The following is a 20297-nucleotide window of genomic DNA, read 5'->3' as shown; positions in this document are numbered from 1 at the left end:
TTCAAACTTGAAAACGTAAAAAACCCCGATCGATCAACGATCAGGGTCATCTGGGTGTAAAAATGCCGGTCTCCGGTTTTTCAAAGGTATCGGAGAACGCAGCAACACATCTCTTAGTGGTTTCCATGAGAAAGGTAGGAACGGCCATAAGTATGGTGTTTTGAATGACTTCATGCTGGAAATATAAAGCAGCCAAAGAGTAATCCCTAACACATACCCTTTTAACCCGAATAAGCCAGTAATGAGAAGCAGCACAAGCCTTGTTATCCGATCAGCCAGTCCAAATTCGTAACTAGGAGTAGCAAATGTCCCAATAGCAGCAAGGGCTAAATATAAAACCACTTCGCTTGAGAACATCCCAACCTCTACAGCCACTTGGCCAATTAATATGGCAGCCACTAAACCAAGAGCGGTCCCTAACGTAGACGGAGTATGGATCGCTGCCATACGCAGCATATCGATGCCTATTTCTGCAATTAGAAACTGGACGATGAGCGGCAGGGTTCCCGTGTCCGTAGGTCCAATAAATGCGAGGGCTTCAGGAAGCAAATCCGGTCTTTTAGAGAAAAGAAAATACAGGGGCAAAATAAAGATCGACGCAAAGAAAGCGAAAAATCGCACGGCACGCAAATAAGCGCCTACCAACGGTTTTTGTCGATATTCTTCTGCATGTTGTAAATGGTGCCAAAAGGTTGATGGAGTAATCATGACACTCGGTGATCCATCAATAATTACGAGAATATGCCCTTCATAAAGGTGGGCAGCTGCCGTATCAGGGCGTTCTGTGTATCGGATGACTGGATAGGGGTTCCAATAACGACCACTGATATATTCATCAATGGTCTTTTCGGCCATCGGAAGCGCATCGGTATCGATCTCCTGCAATACTTTCTTCAATTCATCGACCCGGTCGGAATCTGCAATATCTTTGACGTAACAAATACACACGTCCGTTAATGATCGGCGTCCGATTTGCAAATATTCCATTCTTAAAGAACGGTCTCTGATTCTTCTTCTCGTCAAAGCCGTATTGAAGATAATAGTCTCTACGAAACCATCTCTCGATCCTCTCACTACTCTTTCGAGATCAGGCTCTTGCAGTCCACGAACAGGATAAGTACGAGCGTCAATCATAATGATTTCATCTACGCCTTCGACGACTAACGCTGTTGGGCCTGCTAACACCCAATCCGCAGCTGTATTCAAATCTTTTTTCTTCTCTAACTCCACATAAGGAAGATGGGTTTTCAATAACTTCTCAAGAGGATCCGGGTCCAGTTGATCTGGGTCCAACTTTGAGAGGAGCTTCATTAAATAGTGAAGAATATCATCTTTTACAAAGCCATCTACGAGAAATAAGGACATGCCTCGTCCAGCGTAGACAAGATCAAGATGAACCATGTCGAAACTTTCTTCCACTCCAAGCCGATCTTTGAGATACGATACATTTTTTTCATAACTATCAAATAAACGTTGTTCTTCCAAAACGCATCCTCCTCTTAACCTTCTTTGCATAGTTTCTTCCAAATTTAATTATTCATACACAGAAGGAAGAGGTAGGATTATACGCATGTCCGCGGAAAATGGGACATATCCTGAACTATAGATCACCTATGCAGAGAGGATGTATGAGGAGATGATGGTTTGAGAAAAGTGTGGGTACATTGGGTACTTGTTCCTTTGGCCTTAGCCATATTCATCGCATTATATACTCAATATTTTAATGAAGAGGCAGTCATCAAATATTTCCCTTTAGATGAAGGAAGTGGGTTTCATTCTTACGGGACTACCTTGAATTTCGCTTCCGAGGAAGATGAGGACGAATATGAGATCCTATGGAATATGTTCTCAGAGAGTGATAAAGCCATGTACTTGAGACAGGACGTCTCCCTTTTATATGTAAATGGGAGACTAAAAGGTGTGGTGAGCAAGTGGGAGGAAAACACATCAAAAATAAAGAAAGAAACGTCATTACACGGAGAAGATAGTCAAAAATACCAGGCTATCTCTTTCCACCACGGGGAAATACATGAGGATAGTGGTCCGATAAGAAGCATCCAAGCAAGCTCGAAGGACGAGCTTTATGTTATCGACTCTCCCCATTCAAAGAGAACCGCATTCAAAGAACCAGCAAATCAAGAGGAGGAAGAATGGAAACAGCGACTGGATCATTCCATTCAGCAACAACTCGAAGTCCAATGGGAAGAGTTGCTAACATACTACGGCATCAACAAAGAAGATTACACCCTTGTTCCATTGACTGAACTCGCAGCATTTGAAGACAAGCCGCTACCTGGAACGAATGAAGATGACTCAGAACGAATAAAAGGACAACTGTGGGAAGGTTTGTATAAAAACTATGTGCTGGGCATTAGTGATACAAAATCCTCCCACCCTATACAAAGCTATATTCCACTCATTCTTTTTGATAAAAAAGGAAAGCATTTGATCGTCCTTTATGAGGATGATACTGGGAAAAAACATCGCCTCATTCAGTCCTATTAACGGAGGTTGTCGAAGAGTTCTTTAAAATCATTTTGATCAGGATTAATGTCAGCGGCTCGTTCCGCATGGTCAGCCGCTTTCTCTTCTTCTCCTACCTGTTGGTATAAGAGGGCTAAATTATAATGAGCTTCTGCCATCTCAGGGGAGAGTTCAAGGACACGGAGCAAATCTTTCTTTGCTGCACTGGTTTCGTCTTTTTGTAAATAAGCAAAAGATCGATTGAATAGAAGAGCAGCTTCATATTTACCAGGTTCCTCCAAGGCTTTACTAGTGATTTCAATCACTTCGTCATAGTCACCCGATTGATTTAACTCCTGTGTCTCCTGGACCTCGCTCAACCCTTCCTCATCATTGAAAAGCCCCATATAGCCAGTAACCGCCATACCTGAGATAAGCAATAAATAAATCACAAAAGCAATTAACTGTTTAGATCTATCCCTCTGCTTCGGCATTCGTACGACCGAAGTGGCAAAGAAACCGCCGATCATTCCTCCGATATGTGCTCCATTATCAATTTGAGGAACGAGCAATCCGAATGAAATATTGATGATGACGATAAAAATGAGATTCCAACCCATTGTCCGGAAAAACAACTGTTTATGCTGGACACCAAAGAACAAGAGCGCCCCAAACAAACCGAAAATGGCGCCTGATGCTCCAGCTGCCACATGAGGATTCAACATAAAACTCGCCATACCGCCAAACAAACCCGAAAGTAAATAGGTCCAGGTGAAACGCCACGTCCCGTACAACTTTTCAACGGCAGTACCTAAATAGTAAAGGGCGAACATATTCATAAATAGATGGAGAAACCCTATATGTAGAAACATAGAAGTGGCGATCCTCCACCATTCCCCATCCATGATTGCTGGATTGAATTTTGCTCCGTATTGTATAAGGGTTTCTACTGAAGTACTATCACCCACCCATTCAATGTAAAGAAAAATGAATACATTGACAGCAAGTAAAAAGTAGGTCATTCGAGGTTTGCCATAATCGAATATCGACATGACTTGTCTTCTTTGATCTTGTTGTTTTTTGACAAGCTGATGTTTCAAGTATGGAAGCATGGCCTCCATTTCGATTTCACTAATCTGCTGATCAATGAGAGGTTGTTCTAATTGAAAGGCATCATAAAGCTTTTTCTTTTCTAATGTTTTGTTTTCATCATCCATATAGTAAAGAAAGATTGGATTTTTTTGTGATGAAGGGATGTCATTTTCAACATTCTCCCACTCTTCCACAGGAGGGTACTCCGAAACATACAGAGCATGGAATTGGACTTTTCCGCCTCGGAATATTTTTTTGTTTTGAGACAACTGTCGATATGATTTTTCCAGGTCCCTCCGCAATTCATTCTTCCAATTGATTTGTTTATGAGATAAACGGATGACATGCGTCTGCCAATCATGTTCTTTCTCAAGCCAAACTTCCCCTCGTTCTGTACTCATGTTAAGCACTTGAAAGTCTTGTGCTACAACCAGGTCATAGGTAAGTTTCCATAAATAATATTCTTGTTCAATAAACACGTTGCATCCCCCTCAATAACACCTACATCATATCATGCCCCTTTGTTAAGGAGCTAACTGAAAGCATTGAAAAAAGCCGCCAGGAATATATCCTGACAGCTTATTATATTCATAGCCCACGGAACATTTGTGAAAGAAATTTTTGCCGAATCCAAGGAATGTTCATGGACAACCGGACAAGGAGCTTCCGAAGAAAAGGGATTTTCGTAACGAAGTCCAACGCTTTGTATCGGTACTTATAAATCGTTGCTACAACCGAGCCGATGATCATGACCCATCTGAAAAATTGACGCATCTCATCCACCTCTTCTTTTGTTAGGTGAACTTATCTTTCACTAGAGTCCCCATCCTTATACACATAGTTATGAATGACAGGTTTCATCGTTTCCTTTAATAAGGAAGCAGACGCATGAAACTTTTCCATTTCATCTTGATCAAGATTCAATTCAATGATTTCTTGAATTCCTCTTCGATTAACAATCGCAGGCACACCTATAAAGAGATCATCCATGCCATACTGCCCCTGTAGATAACCCGATACAGTCAAAACCGCGTTTTCATTGTGAAGAATCGCTTTTGTTAAACGAACAAGCCCCATTGCGATCCCATAATGAGTGGCTCCTTTGCGTTCGATAATGTGATAGGCGGCATCTCTGACCTGTTCAAAAATACCTTCAAGGTCTTTTTCATCATACAAATCAGGATGGTCTTTGATACGGTCGAACACAGAGCGTCCAGCGACGTTTGCGTGACTCCAAACCGGGAGCTCAGAGTCTCCGTGCTCCCCCATAATATACGCATGGACATTACGTGTATCGATATTGAAGTATTCACTGAGCTTGAAACGTAGTCGAGCTGTATCAAGGATTGTCCCTGACCCAATAACACGTTCAGCAGGAAGGCCGGAAAACTTCCATGTCATATAGGTTAAGATATCAACAGGGTTTGTTGCTACAAGGAAAATACCATCAAAACCACTCTCCATTACGGAATCAACAATGGACTTAAATATGGCCGTGTTTTTTTCAAGCAAATCCAACCTTGTTTCGCCAGGTTTCTGATTCGCCCCTGCTGTAATGACGACAATATCCGCACTTTCACAATCAGCATAATCCCCAAACCATATCTTCTTGTTTGCAGGAGCAAAAGCAAGGCCATGATTCAGATCCATCGCATCGCCTTCCGACTTTTCTTTGTTCAAATCAATCATGACCAATTCATCTGCAACTCCCTGGTTCAATAAAGCAAACGCATAGCTGGAACCTACCGCACCCGTACCGATTAGTGCCACTCGATTTACATGTTCCAATCCAACCCCTCCTCATTTAATCTAACCCCATTATAACTCATAAGTTTGCTCAATACTTCACAATGAATGAATGTTTTGTGACATCCTCAGAACTAAAGATGGTATGTAGATCGAACGCCGCTTTCTGTAAGCACGTATTCCACTCTCTGATCAAATTCTTCGAAAGGAAGTGGTGAGTATTCTTGTCGATCCGATGCAATCATTAATGTCTTCCCCGGGAACCCTTCTATGAAACGATCAAAATATCCCCCGCCGTAACCTATTCTGTATCCTTTTTCATTAAACAATAGCCCTGGTACAAGAAGAAGGTCAATATCATTTTTCTTCACCAGCGCTGAGGCTTCAGGCTTGGGTTCTCTTAAACCAAAATAGACTCTCTCCAATTGATCATACTTCTCCAGGTGGTAAAATTCCATCTGCCTACTCTCAGGAATACATTTTGGCACGACCATCTTCTTGCCGGTCCGCCACCCTTCCTCGATAATAGGTTCTGTAGACCATTCATGCGTATGAGATAACGTGACACCCACGACATCGGCATCCTTCCATATTTCACTGTTGAACAATTCCTCCTGCATTCTTGCTTCTATAAAGAGTCGCTCTTTCACACTAATGTCCTGAAGAATCTTCTTTCCTTTGAACCTGAGTTCGTTCTTTTCCATTTTCCACACCTCATCTTCTACTCATAAAATTAATTTCACAAAAGCTCCCTTTTCTGGAAGACTCAGTTTCGAGATGTTTCCGGGATTCGTTGCCCTGTTGGGCGTCAGGGGTGGTTGGGAAGCTACTCGCTTTCCTGTGGGGGAGCGCCGAGCTTCCTCGGACTACGTCCTGCGGGATTCGCCTATCTCCTTTCTCCCACGGGAGTCCCGCAGCTTCCCAACCACCCCATTCGATGTATGTGAGAAACGAACCCCTTTACCATGGGGCGTCTCCCATCCCCACTTAGAAGTAGGCATAAAGCGCTCTATATCAAGCTTTCACATTCGGATTCACACCGGGGAGAGTCTTATATTATCCACTTCACTTGAGCATACAAGCAGAGTTTCTGAGAAGTGGTTTCGAGACACTTACATAGTAAAGGGGCGGAGGGGAATGGGGAGACTCCTGTGGGAAAAAAGTGCATGGTGAGACCCCGCAGGACGCAGTCCGAGGAGGCTTACCGCGCTCCCACGGAAAGCGACTCATTCCCCGCAGCCCCATTCACTCAACAAAAGTCTCGAAACTGATTTTTCAACAATCCTGTCATATTGTTTAATAACGAATATACAGGCGATTAGCAGAGGTTTGGATATAAAAAAAACAGTAGGAAATAATCCTACTGCTTACTTTGTTTCACGGTGAAGCGTGTGCTTCCCTACGCGTGGGCTGTATTTCATAAGCTCTAGACGCTCTGGGTTTTTACGCTTGTTTTTTGTGCTAATATAATTGCGGTCACCAGTTTCGGTGCATGCAAGTGTAATGTTTACGCGCATTATTATTCCTCCTAATCATAAAAGCTATTCACTGTCTCATTCACATTATCAGACTAATTCATAATACCAAAAACGATTGAACCTTTCAAGTAGTTATTCAGCTAAAAACGGTGAAATATCCCATAGCCACGCATCTAATTCTATGATATAAATAAATGTGGACAATCAAAGGAGTGATACAGCTTGATTTATGTTATCAGTACAATGGCTGCTGTTGCCCTCGGCCTTTTTGTTCTTTCATTTTTCATGAATGACCGCATGAAAGAACTTGAAAACCAAGTCGAACAGGTCAATATGACAATGATGCAAAGCAACTACCAGCTCAAAAAGAAAATGAAGGTTTTGGAAGAAGAGCTTCTGGCTGAAGATTTAACTCAAGAAATAATGAACCAGCCTCCGAAGAAAAAAGAAGCACCTCAAACCCTTCCATTAGTCGATACTGTTCGATCCATGTATCAAAAAGGCTATAAGACCCATTACATAGCAAAACAGACGAATTTGAGTGAGCATGATGTCCATTCGATGATACAACAGCAAAAAAGTGGCGGTGTTCAAACATGAAACAATGGACACGATCTTACGCCCTAGGTTTACTTACGGCGGTTCTTGTGTTTGCTATATCCTACTGGAACACAGATGCGACATCCACGACAGCCGTAGAAAAAGAGTATAAAACGGAAGAGTTGATTGAACAGCTCGAAAGGGAAGGATATCGAACTTTAACTACGGATGAGTGGGAAACTCTCAAGGAAAAAAATAATAGAGAAGCATCGACTCCTACCCCTGTTGAGGAACCTATATCGACCTTTTCCATTGACATCGTCTCAGGTACTACAACAGATGATATCAGTGAAAAACTGCTGCAGGCCAATATCATTAAAGATGATGCTGCGTTTGAATCCTTTATGAAAGAAAATGACTATAGCCGTTATATACAAATTGGTCAAGCTACTCTAAATTCAGAAATGTCGCTTCAAGAAATTGCTGAAGCTATTACATCGAAGTAAAAGAAGCCGTATTTTTTGTGGCTTCTTTTTTCTTTTAAAATTAACGTAATCTCCCCACCCTTTTAAGCATCTAAGGAGGTCTATACATCATATATAGAATCATATAATCGTCATCTAATAACGAAAGACGGCAAATACGTTAATACTAAAAGACATGAACCGAAACAATCGATTCATGTCTTCTCTTCTATTATTTATTCAAATCGTAAGTTCTTCCCTTTACCAGATAAAATATACTTTCGCCGATGTTCGTTATATGATCAGCGAACCTTTCAATATACCTGGCTACATAAGCCATCTGCATAATGTGCTGGATCTGTTCTGGATTAATCGCCGTCAATTCCAGCATTTCTTTTACAATCGAACCATACTTTTTGTCTACAACATCATCCATTTCAGCAAGCTTCTTCGCTAACGATATATCTTCATACTCAAAGGATTTGATTGCCAAATCCACCATATCCATAGCAAGGACAGCCATTTCACGTAGCTCAGGGTCAATTTCAATGCCATGCTCTTCACCTAAATGAATCGTTGCCTTCGCAATATTGGTGGAGTGATCGGCCATACGTTCTAAATCGCTAGAAATTTTTATAGCAATGATGATCCTTCTCAAATCCCTTGCAACCGGCTGTTGCTTTGCCAGCATCAGAATAGCATCATCGTTTATCTTTTCTTCCTTACGATCGATGGCTGCATCATCCTCCAGGATTTTTTTTGCCGCCTCAACGTCCCCTTGATATAGGACATAGATCGCTTGGTCGAGTGAATCTTTTACATTATGAGCTAACTCTTTAATTTGTTTCTTTAAATCTTCGAGTTCTTCTTCAAAATGAACACGGATTGACATGGATATCCCCCCTAAAAAATTAGCCGAAGCGTCCAGTAATATAGTCCTCTGTTCGCTTATCGTGAGGGTTCTGGAACAAGTTATCTGTGTCAGCGAACTCGATTAATTCTCCATTTAAGAAGAAGGCTGTTTTATCTGAAATACGAGCGGCCTGCTGCATGTTGTGCGTGACAATAATAATGCTGTATTTTTCTTTTAACTCCTGAACAAGCTCTTCTACTTTTGCCGTAGAAATCGGGTCTAGAGCTGAAGTCGGCTCGTCCATTAAGATAACATCCGGTTCAACCGCTAGAGCACGTGCGATACATACACGCTGCTGCTGACCACCAGATAGACCATAAGCATTTTCATTTAGACGATCTTTCAGCTCATCCCAAATCGCCGCACCTTTTAAACTTTTCTCAACGATTTGATCTAATACTTCTTTCTTTTTAATTCCATGGATTCTTGGTCCGTAAGCTACGTTATCATACACACTCTTAGGAAACGGGTTAGGCTTTTGGAAAACCATACCTACCTTCGTACGAAGGTATTCTTCTTTATATTTACTGCTGAAGATTTCCTGGTCACGATATTTAATGGAACCGGAAGTCTTTACAATCGGCACCATTTCCACCATGCGGTTTAATGTCTTTAAGAATGTCGATTTTCCGCAACCCGAAGGCCCGATAATTGCTGTCACCTGTTTCTCTGGTACCTCCATGCTTACTTCGTATAAAGCTTGATCAGAGCCATACCATAAGTTCAAATCATTGACTTCGATAATGCTATTCGTTTTCTCTTTTTTAATTCTCTCTTTTTTAACCTCAGGCTTCGCTGTTCTCTGGTTTACCTTTTTATTTGTTTTCTCTTCCATTACTTTATTCATATTGAAACCCTCCTCATCCTAATTAAAGACGACGTTGATATTTGTTTCTGATCAAAACAGCAATTGAATTCATGAGTAGCAACACGGCTAAAAGAACAATGATTCCTGCTCCTGCTACATACTGCCATTCTTCCTGTGGTCTACCTGTCCAGTTATAGATCTGAATCGGCATCACCGTGTATTTAGCAAGTAATGACTCCGGTAATGTGTAGATCGCAGTGGCTGCACCTACGATAATCAAAGGCGCAGTCTCACCAATTGCACGAGACAAAGCGATAATTGCTCCGGTAAGAATTCCCGGAATAGCAGCTGGTAAAATCACGCGTGCAATGGTTTGCCATTTAGAAGCTCCCATGCCATAGGATGCTTCTTTAATTTCTGCCGGTACCGAACGAACAGCTTCTTGGGCAGCTACTACGATAACAGGAAGAATCAACAATGCCATCGTTAGTCCACCAGCAATGAGTGTATAACCGAAATTAAACATATAAACGAAGAACGTTAATCCTAGTAGTCCGAAAACAATGGAAGGCACCCCAGCTAAGTTTTGAATGTTTACTCTGATAAATTCTGTAAACTTATTTTTAGGTGCGTACTCTTCCAAATAGATCGCTGTCGCAACACCTATAATGACAGCAAAAATAGCAACAATAATCATTAAGAATACTGAACCGATCAAACCAGCATAAATACCCGCTTCTTCCGGATAAGGTGCTGGGAAGTTCAAAATATAGTCAAGACTTAAATAACCAATTCCTTGAGTCAATACACGATAAAAAAGTAAGACTAGAAAGACTAATCCCACTGCAGTAGCCATACCAAACAAGACCATTAGGACTTTGTTGATGGCTACTCTCCCTTCCATACGTTTCTTGATATTTTGTTCATTTTGACCAAGCATCAATATTCCTCCCTGAACTTACGAGAAATGTACTGAGCAATAAGGTTCATGACGAGTGTAAAAACAAACAATGTCATTCCTACTGCATACAAACTGTAATAAATGGTAGATCCGAAAGTGGTGTCACCTGTTGCTGCCTGCACAATGAAAGCAGTCATGGTTTGGATCGATTCTGTCGGATTGAAAGTCAGATTAGGTGTAGCGCCTGCTGCGATCGTTACAATCATTGTTTCTCCGATAGCTCTTGAAATAGCAAGAACAATGGATGCGATGATTCCGGATAGTGCAGCAGGTAAAACCACCTTAAATACAACTTCTAATTTTGTTGCACCTAATCCGTAAGCTCCTTCCCTTAAAGCATTAGGAACAGAGTTCATAGCATCTTCTGAAAGAGATGCAACCATAGGAATAATCATGATTCCGACAACAAAGCCACCACTTAGGGCGTTGAAAATCCCTAAATCAGGAATGAAGGATTGAAACATTGGTGTAATGAATGTCAAAGCAAAATAACCATAAACGACAGTCGGGATTCCTGCTAAAACTTCGAGCACAGGTTTGATCACACGTCTTACTTTATCATTTGCATATTCACTCAAAAATATGGCAGACATGAGCCCCAAAGGTACAGCTACAAGCGTGGCGATCAAAGTGATGAGTAATGTACCCCCAATCAATGGAGCAACCCCATACTCACCGGACCATGGTGACCAACTTGTTCCTGTATAAAAATCAACTAAAGACACATTGGAAAAGAAGCCAATAGACTCTCTCAACAAAGTAAATAATATCCCTACAGTTGTTAGGACACTAACTGCAGCACAAAGAAGCAAGAAAAAAGGAATGATTTTCTCTATTCTTTCCCCGAAACTCTTCTTCTTCTTATTCCTTTCAATCATTTGTTGGACGTCAATCATTTTCCCCTCTGATTGTAACCCCTTGTCCATGTTAAAAACTCCTCTCATCCATAAGGCAAGGTGAGACCCCGATAAAGTCTCACCCTCCTTGTTAGGTTTTCAAATCCATTACTCTGCCCAGCTTTTCGCTGTTTCAAGTTGCTCTTGATACTTATCTTCTGGAAGAGCTACATACCCAACTTCTTCAGCAGCTTTCCCAGCATTGTTCAATGTGTACTCTACGAAGTCACGAACTTGTGGTTTTTCTTTATATGCATTCACGTTTACATAAGTGAATAGCGGACGGGAAAGTGGTGTGTAAGAACCATCTTGGATTGTTTCAGGGTTTGGTTTTACAGCTTCGTTTCCGTCTTCAGAAATTCCAAGAACTTTCAATACATCTTCGTTCTCAGCATAGTACGCATATCCGAAGAAACCGATTGCGTTTGGATCGTTTTCAATACCGCGCACAAGTACGTTGTCATCTTCAGAAAGTGTAGTATTTTCTCCTTCTTTCATCGGCTCTTCTTCAAGAATTACTTCATTGAAGTAGTCGAATGTACCGGAATCATGTCCAGGGCTGAAGATTTTGATTTCTTCTTCTGGCCATTCTGGATTGATATCAGACCACATTTTAGCTTCGGAAGACTCAAGGAAAATTTGTTTCAACTGATCAATTGTCAATTCTTCAACGAAATCATTCTGTTGGCTAACCACTACGGAAAGACCATCATATGCAAGTTCTAGTTCTTCTAATTGAATGCCGTTTTCTTCAGCTGTTGCCATTTCTTCTTCTTTGATAGGACGAGAAGCATTACTTAAATCAATTTCACCTACTGTGGATTTTTTGAATCCACCGCCGGACCCGGAAGAGTTTACTGTTACGTTCACATCAGGGTTTTCCTGATTGTAAGTGTAAGTCAAGTTTTCCATGATCGGGAATACAGTAGAAGATCCATCAATCGCAATTGGTCCGGATACTTCTTCAGAACCTTCAGCGTTAGTGCCTTCTTCTGAGTTGTTGCCTTCTTCAGCTGCTGGTTCCTCTTCAGATCCTCCGCATGCAGCAAGTACTCCCAGCACTAGGATGAACATTAGCATTAGTGCTAAACTTTTAAAGTTTTTCATTTCTTTCTCCCCCTATATTTGTGGTTATGTTTTGTGTTCGACGGCTTGGCCATCTCACATTTTATATATTAACGAGAGAGTTTTAATGACATATGAACCAAACGTAAAGGTTTTGTAAATTGGTGATTTTTGTTGAATAAACACCCTTATGTTTGGATAATCCACACAACTCTTCCGTTAATATAAAAAAAGGAGTGATACTTGTCGTATCACTCCTCAGTTTCTGCTTCTTCATCTGAATTATTCGCTTGTATGCCGTTCTCTTTACGTTCCTCTTTCAGTTCAAAATACGCTTGTCCGATCCGCGCACCAATTTTGTTGCTGATATCAAACGTGCTTGTTGCGTTTTCTCCTAAATAAGGGGAGACAATGGAGAAAGCAATTTCCGGATCATCCGAAGGTGCATATCCAACTAAGGTTTTATTCAATAGATCCTTATAGGTTGTTCTTTCTCCATTTTCATCAAACACGGCTTTGAATGCTTGTGCTGTTCCTGTTTTGACAGCCATATTATACTTTGCATAAGGCTCTTTAGAAAACACATGACTGGCTGTCCCCTGATTTGTTTGAGCCACTTGCCTGAACCCTTCCTGGACTCTTTCAATATATGACTGATCCATTTCTAATTGGTTCAACACCTGTGGACTATAATCTTTGTACAAAGGACCCAGTCCATCTTCTAGTGACGGCTCATGAACACTTTTCACCAATCTTGGCCTCATTCTGTCACCGCCATTAGCTATGGTGGATACATATTGGTTTAACTGCATCGGCGTATAAGTGCTGAATTGTCCGATGGAGAAGTCCAGGATGTGTCCTGGGTTCCCAATTTCACCAGTGACTCCTAAACCTTCATAAGGGAAGTCTATACCTGTTTTTACGCCAAGGCCTAGCTGATTAAAATTAAAAATGAAATTATCAAATGTTCCATCTTTTAAAGACAGATAGTTCATATCATAATTGTTGCTATACTCTTCACCCAAGTACATCGCAAGGAAGTACATATATACGTTTGAGGATTGTTGAAGAGCTGCAATATCATTGACTGTACCTATATTAGACGTGTAAGAACCTTTTTGCCTTCCAGCAATTGTTATAGGTTTATCATTGATCCAAGTATTAGGTGTCACGGCCCCTTCATGTAAACCAGTCAAGACAGTTGCTCCTTTTACTATAGATCCAGGCATATAGGAATTATAAAGAGCCTGATGGGATGTATCGGAGAATCTGGATTCCCCCTCTTCAGGATTTCTGTTGTAGGTTTGACCTGTAATCGCCAAAATTTCTCCTGTATTTGGATCGGAGACGACCGCAACCGCATTTTCCAGGTGTCTGTTTGGACCAGGCGCTTTGCGAATTGCTGCTTCCAGCTCCTCCTGAACAATCTTGTTGACTCGTTCTTGCAATTCCATATCAATCGTCAGGACGAGATCTTTGCCTTTCTCTCCTTCACGAATCACCTTGGAATTAATCACATTATTGTTCTTATCCGTTTCGTATTGGACCTTTTCTTTCGTACCTCTCAGTACATCCTCATACTCTTGTTCCAGCCCACTTGTACCTACTCGATCATTACGGCTGTAATCCAGCGACATGAAATAATCCAGTTTATCTCTCGGAACACCTTGTTCTTTCGAAGTAATGCTGCCAATATAACTGCGGAAAACAGAATCATATGGATATGTACGCTCCCAATCCGATGTCACGTTGATCCCGGGCAACTCAGCTAAGTGTTCGGCCACAACAGAATATTCCCTTTCAGAGATATCCGTATTTTTCAAAACGTGAGGAGCAAGTGCATAGGCTTTGTCTAATTCCTTCTTAATTGCTATGATCTCCTTCGTTTGGTTGTCATAACCAGCAATTTCGTCTTTTCTAATGCTATCTAATTGAAGTTGATAAACTTCACCATTATCCAATTCTGATGTATCCTCATCTTCAATACGCGCAGTAACTTCTTCCTGATTTTGAAGAAAGAAGTACTCCTTAAGGTCTCTATCCGTTAACTTCCCTTCAAATTCCATATCTATATACTTAGATATTTCTTCAGCTAATTGCAGCTTATCTTTAGGTTGAACACCTTTTGGAGGTGTATAGGTAATCGAATACAACGGCTGGTTATCAACCACTACACGGCCATATCGATCATACATTTCTCCCCTGGGTACTGGTATGCTGGTCGTTGTGTTTTCTGTACGGTTAATTTCTTCCTGGGCCTCTTCCCCGTTTAGAATTTGAACGACCCCAAGTTGAAGTATGATCCCAGAAAATATTAGGAATACAACAAAAAACACCACGTTCAATCGGAAAGAAAGGTGTGACTTGTGCTTCGATTTGTTTTTTTGCTTCTTTCCCATGAACTCCTCTCCTTCTTTTCATGCTTCATTCATTATAGCATTTTTTATGCACCATAGAATAGACGAAGCTCATGGGTTATTGGGTTCAATTATGTGACGATTCTGTGCACTGCGTGTCAATACCCTTCACAAAGAAATAGATAAAGAAATGACCGCCTCCAACAATCAACAAAATATAAGGGATTCCAGTTTCCGGCGGGATGAGAGTTATGGCTAAAAGGAAAATTACAATGGACAATACTCTCCCGATATTAAGAAAAATTTCTCTGACTACAATGTATTCAATCCGCATTTCAGCTGCATTCCACGATTTTCCTATAACGTCGTACGTCAAAGAAATATATGGCACATAGAGTAATGGGAAAAATACACCGGCAACCCCTGCATAGATGAGCAAAAGAGCCATCGTATCACTGAACAGTAAAATCAAAACGCTCAGATATAAAGCCAATCCTGATATGAGAATCGCCTTCTTCCTCCTCCTCGGTTTAACCCACCGACTGACAAGAAAATAAAATAGAAAAGAAAAACCAGAATAAACCAAGTTGAATACACCTAAAGACAACTCATCTTCAGTCATTAAAAAGATCCAGATAGAAACCGCAAATAAGAAGGTCCCTTCTCTGAAGCCCTGCGAAACATGAGCATTCAATATACGTCTCCAATTTGAGTTATTCTTTCTCTCTGATACAATCCTACGGAACGAAAAATTGCCCTTAGCCTTTCTTCTGGATAAACCAAAACTTACAAGGACAGCAATTATGAACAAGCCGAAAGAAATTGTGAAAATAACGGTGTATCCAGTAAAATTGTTCAACCTGGAAATGATATAACCGGCAAGTATCGGACCGGTCATTCCACCAAGAGATTGCAGCACACCAAGAAATCCATTGAAAAAATCCCGGGTATCAGGTTCGGTAATTTCAAAGGTCAATACATTGTAAGCAAGCCAATAAAAGCCATACCCTACCCCCAATAGTGACCCCAGCATAATATTAAACGTAGCGGCCCGTTCACCCACGAGTAACACGGTTAAAAAAAACAAAGAGAGAACGGTCACTCCGGTTCTCAACACGATTACACGATCTATTCTCTTCGCGCACTTGCCCGCTAATATGAAAGTTAATGGTTGAAAGACATAAATGGCTAAATTATATAGAGCTATGTCAATGTAGCTATTGGATTGTTTCCATAAGTATATGTTCACAAATGTACTGGATAAGAATATACCGAGAGAGTATAAGCCTCCAATGAGAAGTAACAGCAATAAATCTTTTGATACATTTTCGTGGCTGAGCCACACACGCAGCTTACTCACCATATCCATGTCTCCTTTGTGTTCACCTTTAGTGTTTTCAGAACAAAAGGAGATATACAAAAAGAGAGGCATGGATTAATATCCATGCCTCTCGGTTATTTTCAATTATTTAGCTGCGTCGAAACGCTTAGCCACTTCATCCCAATTTACAACGTTCCAAAATGCTGAAACGTAATCAGGACGACGGTTTTGATAGTTCAGGTAATATGCATGCTCCCAAACGTCAAGACCCAAGATTGGAGTTTTACCTTCCATAATCGGAGAATCTTGGTTAAGAGTATCGATTACTTCAAGGTCACCATTATTGACTACTAACCAAGCCCAACCAGATCCGAAGCGGCCTTTTGCCGTTTCTTCAAACTTTTCTTTGAACTGGTCGAAACCGCCGAACGTATCATTGATTTTCGTAGCAAGATCACCTGTTGGTTCACCGCCACCATTCGGAGACATGATTGTCCAGAAAAGGCTGTGGTTTGCGTGGCCTCCGCCGTTACGGCGCACCGCTGTGCGGATATCCTCTGGTACAACAGAAAGATTATTGGAAAGAAGCTCTTCCAAAGACTTGTCTTGAAGATCCGCATGCCCTTCAAGTGCATTGTTAAGCTTTGTCACATAACCGTTGTGGTGCTTCGTATGGTGGATGTTCATTGTTTCCTTATCAATAGTAGGTTCTAGTGCATCATAAGCGTAAGGTAGTTCTGGTAGTTCAAATTTAGCCATAATGTAACTCCTCCTTTAAAATAATATGTAAAACAGAAGCATTCCGCTTCATATTTTACATTATCAAACGGAAAATTGATTAGCAAATGTTTTGCATCACGATATTAAGAATTCCCTGAAAGGAAATTTTAAAACATAAAAAAACAACCAAGCATCACTTGATTGTTTAAAATGAGTGGCTCGGGACGGAATCGAACCGCCGACACACGGATTTTCAGTCCGTTGCTCTACCGACTGAGCTACCGAGCCATAATTATATTTATTATTTATTATTGGCCATGCCTCGATAATTTTTCATCAATTATGTATCATGGCGGAGGAGGAGGGATTCGAACCCCCGCGGGCCGTAAAGCCCCTGGCGGTTTTCAAGACCGCTCCCTTCAGCCAAACTTGGGTACTCCTCCGTAACATGTTGTGGTGGACCCTGCAGGACTCGAACCTGCGACCGATCGGTTATGAGCCGATAGCTCTAACCAGCTGAGCTAAGGGTCCACATGGGGCGGTTGATGGGAATCGAACCCACGAATGCCGGAACCACAATCCGGTGCGTTAACCACTTCGCCACAACCGCCACGTTTTTTTATTTATGTATGTTTGGTGGCGGTGGAGGGAATCGAACCCACGACCTCACGGGTATGAACCGTACGCTCTAGCCAGCTGAGCTACACCGCCAATTGATATCGCTTGTGAGCGACTTTAATAATATAACATTTCCATTTAAAAGCGTCAACTGTTTTTTTCTCTTTCAAATCAGCGACAAAAATAATATATCACGCTCTTCTCTTCCAATCAAGGGTTTTTTTAAGAAAAATAATGTATTGAATATACTTTTACATATGCTCCCGATTGTGGAAGACTCAGTTTCGAGACTTTTGTTGAGTGGATGGGGGCTGCGGGGAATAGCTCGCTTTCCGCGGGAGCGCGGTGAGCCTCCTCGGACTGCGTCCTGTGGGGTCTCACCATGCACTTTTTTCCCGCAGGAGTCTCGCCATTCCCCTCCGCCCCTTTGCCATATAAGTATCTCGAAACCACTTCCGGAATAAGCTGCTTTTATGCCCATGGTAATTGGAGGGGAAGGAACTCCTAAGGACGCTATTCTGCATACGAAAAGCTTGTTATAGAGTGCTTTATGCTTATAACACCAGGATAGTGGAAGGCACCCTCCCACAGGAATGGGGTTCGTTTCTCACCTTCATGGAATGGGGTGGTTGGGAAGCTGCGAGACTCCCGTGGGAGAAAGGAGATAGGCGAGATCCCGCAGGACGAAGTCCGAGGAAGCTTGCCACTCCCCCACAGGAAAGCGAGTAGCTTCCCAGCCACCCCTAACGCTCAACACGGCAAACGAACCCCCAAAGTCTCGAAACTGAGTCTTCCACAATCCTGCCAATTAGTTGAATAAAGAGGAGTATTTGGGGGTATGGTACATATACTTGAATTGACAAATTATTTTAAGTTTTCATATAATACGTGTAAGCATAAACAGGGAGTGATCAGCAGTGGAAGCTCGCCCCGTTCGCAGACAGCTTGGCCTTACCAAGTACCAATTATTTCTCATAACCTCCATTATGGTCGTCGCATTCTTATCTGTATCCATGATTACGAAGAATTTCAATTATACGCTGGCTTCTTTAATCACAGTGGTTGTTATTAACCTCAGTATTTTACTTAGAACTGTACGCCTTCAAAGAAAAAGAGCCTTTAAATCCGGACTGTAAATGTCTGGATTAAAGGCTCTTTTTCTTTTCTTCTATCCTATCTTTTCTCTGGGTTATAGACATATAATTCAAGCTTTCTTCCATATGCTGATCGATCAGCTGGAGCAAGCGTGACAAATCTTTATTTCTTAATGCTTCAAGCAATAATTCATGTTCTTTGAAGCGCTGCTTTTCGTACAGGTCTTCATCTACAAACACATCATACAACATAAGATATACATTGATTTGATTAAGGATTCGTTCAGTAAAGTCAATCAAAAACCTGTTTTTTGTTTTTAACGCAAGGGTCATATGAAATTGCTTGTTCACATCCAGGTACTCCAGAATATTCCGGGTTTCGTAAGTTTTTCTTTCATGTTCAATCCATTCTTCCAAATGTACGAAATCTTCTTCATTCATCTGATCATAAATTTGTTCAAGTGTCATTTTCTCTAAATGGCGCCTCATATCAAAGGCTTGTCTTATTTCTTCAAGCGTCGGTTCAACTACAAAGGCACCGCGATTGGAGTAGATTTTGACTAACCCTTCTTGTTCCAGCTTTTTCATCGCATTCCGGATAGGGGTTCGTGAAACTTGTAATTCTTTTCCGATCATGTTTTCAACAAGCTGAGTCCCTGGTGGTAGTTGGCGAAACATAATGTGATTCTTCAAGTATTCGTATACGTCGGCCGTTCTGGATCGGCGCTCATTGAGCGTGTCTGTAAACATACGGTTCTGGATGTTATCCCACCTTTTATGCCAATCGTTTAAAGTTTTCACCGAGAATTTCATTCATCGAGTGAACCGTAATGAAAGCTTGTTCATCTATCGCTGTCATATATTTTTTCAAACGTGTGTAGTCTTTGCGGCTTAGAATCGTTGTAATGACTTCTTTGTCTTCTTGATTAAAAGCTCCTTTTGCCTGGTGGATGGTAGCCCCTCGTCCGAGCTGATGGACGATGAAATAACGGACTTGTTCACTTTCACGACTGATAATGACGATCTCTTTATTGTCTTCAAATTGTTGCAACATGTAGTCGATAACTAGGCCATTCAAAATGACACCGAAAAACGCGTACATTCCGACGGTTGGTCCGAATAGGAAGATGGACGATGTTGCAATCGCAATATCAGAGAATAAGACACCTTTTCCAACTTCAATGGAAAAGAATTTATTCAGGATCATAGCAAGGATATCTGTTCCGCCCGTAGAGGCTCCCTGATGGAAAACAAGTGCCATTCCTGATGCCGCGATAATTTGGCCGATAATCAACTGGATGAGAAGGTCATCACTTAAAGCTTCCTGCATCGGGAAAAATGCTTCCAGCCCCCATACCATAAAGGACAAAGCAAAACTTGCATAAATGGTCTTGAGACCGAATTGAAAACCTAAGAATATAAAACCAACGATAAAGAGGATAATGTTCAAGATAATCATGATCATTCCTAGTGAAAGATCAGGAATGACTTTATTCAATACAATTGAAGCACCACTTACTCCTCCTGTGGCAAGATCGTTTGGCGATAGGAAAAAATGTACGTTGATGGCTACCCCGAGCGCACCTAAGTTCATTAATAGAAAAGACCATACTTTTTTCAGCATCAGAAAGCCTCCTTTTTATGTGGGAATAAGTTAGAATTTGTCGAACAAAATTGTAGTACAATCGGGATTATAGAGCCCATAAATACGTTTGTAAATAGCTTTGAGTGTAAAAATATATTTTATTTTTTGTAAGCGAT

At 41.3% G+C, this 20297-nt stretch carries 20 protein-coding genes and 5 tRNA genes; 4 read left to right on the top strand and 21 right to left on the bottom strand.

What is annotated here, in order from left to right; genetic code table 11:
- Positions 1-33: 33 nt before the first annotated feature.
- Positions 34-1515, bottom strand: a complete 1482-nt coding sequence (locus BLS23_RS06445; protein ID WP_089651724.1) for a spore germination protein — start codon at positions 1513-1515, stop codon at positions 34-36.
- A gap of 138 nt (positions 1516-1653) precedes the next feature.
- Between BLS23_RS06445 and BLS23_RS06440 the strand changes: the two genes are divergently transcribed.
- A complete protein-coding gene (locus tag BLS23_RS06440; protein ID WP_244157113.1) occupies positions 1654-2505 on the top strand; it encodes a hypothetical protein in 852 nt (283 codons plus the stop codon).
- On the opposite strand, the gene BLS23_RS06435 is transcribed toward BLS23_RS06440, so the two are convergent.
- The 5 genes from BLS23_RS06435 to rpmG all read right to left on the bottom strand — a co-directional run bounded on the left by BLS23_RS06435 (position 2502) and on the right by rpmG (position 6818).
- Complete coding sequence (locus BLS23_RS06435) at positions 2502-4034, bottom strand: rhomboid family intramembrane serine protease (RefSeq protein WP_089651722.1); 1533 nt, start codon at positions 4032-4034, stop codon at positions 2502-2504. The genes BLS23_RS06440 and BLS23_RS06435 overlap by 4 nt on opposite strands.
- 109 nt (positions 4035-4143) lie before the next feature.
- Positions 4144-4329 carry a hypothetical protein gene (locus BLS23_RS06430; RefSeq protein ID WP_089651721.1) on the bottom strand — a complete coding sequence of 62 codons (186 nt, stop codon included), beginning with the start codon at positions 4327-4329 and terminating at the stop codon, positions 4144-4146.
- Positions 4330-4359: 30 nt separating this feature from the next.
- Positions 4360-5343, bottom strand: coding sequence for an L-lactate dehydrogenase (locus BLS23_RS06425; RefSeq protein WP_089651720.1), 984 nt, complete (start codon positions 5341-5343; stop codon positions 4360-4362).
- Between the two features lie 92 nt (positions 5344-5435).
- Positions 5436-6005, bottom strand: a complete 570-nt coding sequence (locus tag BLS23_RS06420; RefSeq protein WP_089651719.1) for a 5-formyltetrahydrofolate cyclo-ligase — start codon at positions 6003-6005, stop codon at positions 5436-5438.
- Positions 6006-6668: 663 nt separating this feature from the next.
- Positions 6669-6818 (bottom strand): 50S ribosomal protein L33, encoded by a 150-nt coding sequence (gene rpmG / locus BLS23_RS06415; protein WP_035509116.1) that lies wholly within the window; start codon positions 6816-6818, stop codon positions 6669-6671.
- A 183-nt stretch (positions 6819-7001) separates the two neighbouring features.
- Between rpmG and BLS23_RS06410 the strand changes: the two genes are divergently transcribed.
- Positions 7002-7379, top strand: a complete 378-nt coding sequence (locus tag BLS23_RS06410; protein ID WP_089651718.1) for a hypothetical protein — start codon at positions 7002-7004, stop codon at positions 7377-7379.
- A complete protein-coding gene (locus BLS23_RS06405) occupies positions 7376-7825 on the top strand; it encodes an endolytic transglycosylase MltG (protein ID WP_089651717.1) in 450 nt (149 codons plus the stop codon). The genes BLS23_RS06410 and BLS23_RS06405 overlap by 4 nt, the downstream gene beginning before the upstream one ends.
- Positions 7826-8015: 190 nt before the next feature.
- On the opposite strand, the gene phoU is transcribed toward BLS23_RS06405, so the two are convergent.
- The 13 genes from phoU to BLS23_RS06340 form a co-directional block, all read right to left on the bottom strand.
- Positions 8016-8675: a phosphate signaling complex protein PhoU gene (gene phoU / locus BLS23_RS06400; protein ID WP_089651716.1), complete on the bottom strand. Its 660-nt coding sequence runs from the start codon at positions 8673-8675 to the stop codon at positions 8016-8018.
- A gap of 19 nt (positions 8676-8694) precedes the next feature.
- The gene (gene pstB, locus BLS23_RS06395; protein ID WP_244157108.1) at positions 8695-9543 is read right to left on the bottom strand and encodes a phosphate ABC transporter ATP-binding protein PstB; all 849 of its coding nucleotides are present in this window, start codon (positions 9541-9543) and stop codon (positions 8695-8697) included.
- A gap of 22 nt (positions 9544-9565) precedes the next feature.
- On the bottom strand, positions 9566-10444 hold the full coding sequence (gene pstA, locus BLS23_RS06390) for a phosphate ABC transporter permease PstA (RefSeq protein WP_089651715.1): 879 nt from the start codon (positions 10442-10444) through the stop codon (positions 9566-9568).
- Positions 10444-11391, bottom strand: coding sequence for a phosphate ABC transporter permease subunit PstC (pstC, locus tag BLS23_RS06385; RefSeq protein WP_089651714.1), 948 nt, complete (start codon positions 11389-11391; stop codon positions 10444-10446). The genes pstA and pstC overlap by 1 nt, the downstream gene beginning before the upstream one ends.
- A gap of 78 nt (positions 11392-11469) precedes the next feature.
- On the bottom strand, positions 11470-12468 hold the full coding sequence (locus BLS23_RS06380; protein ID WP_089651713.1) for a PstS family phosphate ABC transporter substrate-binding protein: 999 nt from the start codon (positions 12466-12468) through the stop codon (positions 11470-11472).
- A gap of 209 nt (positions 12469-12677) precedes the next feature.
- A complete protein-coding gene (locus tag BLS23_RS06375; RefSeq protein WP_089651712.1) occupies positions 12678-14825 on the bottom strand; it encodes a peptidoglycan D,D-transpeptidase FtsI family protein in 2148 nt (715 codons plus the stop codon).
- 85 nt (positions 14826-14910) lie between these two features.
- Positions 14911-16146, bottom strand: coding sequence for an MFS transporter (locus BLS23_RS06370; protein ID WP_089651711.1), 1236 nt, complete (start codon positions 16144-16146; stop codon positions 14911-14913).
- A gap of 102 nt (positions 16147-16248) precedes the next feature.
- Entirely contained in the window at positions 16249-16863 is a 615-nt protein-coding gene (locus BLS23_RS06365; protein ID WP_089651710.1) for a superoxide dismutase, read from the bottom strand.
- Positions 16864-17039: 176 nt separating this feature from the next.
- Positions 17040-17112 (bottom strand) — tRNA-Phe (locus BLS23_RS06360).
- A gap of 62 nt (positions 17113-17174) precedes the next feature.
- A tRNA-Ser gene (locus tag BLS23_RS06355) sits at positions 17175-17267 on the bottom strand.
- 11 nt (positions 17268-17278) lie between these two features.
- Positions 17279-17355: transfer RNA gene (locus BLS23_RS06350), tRNA-Ile, on the bottom strand.
- 3 nt (positions 17356-17358) lie between these two features.
- Positions 17359-17434 (bottom strand) — tRNA-His (locus BLS23_RS06345).
- A gap of 24 nt (positions 17435-17458) precedes the next feature.
- A tRNA-Met gene (locus BLS23_RS06340) sits at positions 17459-17535 on the bottom strand.
- A gap of 824 nt (positions 17536-18359) precedes the next feature.
- Here BLS23_RS06340 and BLS23_RS21325 point away from each other — a divergent pair.
- Positions 18360-18578 (top strand): hypothetical protein, encoded by a 219-nt coding sequence (locus tag BLS23_RS21325; protein WP_143015234.1) that lies wholly within the window; start codon positions 18360-18362, stop codon positions 18576-18578.
- Between the two features lie 9 nt (positions 18579-18587).
- On the opposite strand, the gene BLS23_RS06330 is transcribed toward BLS23_RS21325, so the two are convergent.
- Positions 18588-19337, bottom strand: coding sequence for a GntR family transcriptional regulator (locus tag BLS23_RS06330; RefSeq protein ID WP_167356022.1), 750 nt, complete (start codon positions 19335-19337; stop codon positions 18588-18590).
- A complete protein-coding gene (locus BLS23_RS06325) occupies positions 19312-20160 on the bottom strand; it encodes a YitT family protein (protein WP_089651707.1) in 849 nt (282 codons plus the stop codon). The genes BLS23_RS06330 and BLS23_RS06325 overlap by 26 nt, the downstream gene beginning before the upstream one ends.
- Positions 20161-20297: the final 137 nt, after the last annotated feature.

The organism is Halobacillus aidingensis (assembly GCF_900104185.1).
GTDB classification, from domain to species: domain Bacteria; phylum Bacillota; class Bacilli; order Bacillales; family Halobacillaceae; genus Halobacillus; species Halobacillus aidingensis.
Note: the sequence above shows the minus strand (reverse complement) of the source record. Positions and strands in the feature narration are given on the sequence as shown.